General features: G+C 49.8%; 1 pseudogene. It reads left to right on the plus strand.

The features are described from left to right. Positions 1-317: pseudogene (locus DCC82_RS17230) on the plus strand (IS982 family transposase); the annotation flags it as partial.

The following is a 317-nucleotide window of genomic DNA, read 5'->3' on the forward strand; positions in this document are numbered from 1 at the left end:
CAACTTTCATGCATTCAGGTGCATCTTCATCGTCGAAATCGCCATTTGGTCAAGCAAGAGGACGCTGTCATCATCGCCATTCATCTTTTAGGAAAGCTGCTCGGTTTTACTTCTGAACGGGCGTGGCATCGCTTTGTTATCGGGAACTTGTTCCCAAAGGGGCAGTTTCTGGAACGTTCCCGGTATCATCGTCGTTGTCGATCACTGCGTTTTGCGATCAAATGGATTCGCCATGAATTGGCGAAACGCGGGCAGCACCATGCCTACGCTGTGGTGGATAGCTTGCCAATCGAGTTATGTCATGCCGTGAGAATGGA

It is taken from the genome of Geobacillus sp. LYN3 (assembly GCF_003064505.1).
GTDB classification, from domain to species: Bacteria; Bacillota; Bacilli; order Bacillales; family Anoxybacillaceae; genus Parageobacillus_B; species Parageobacillus_B toebii.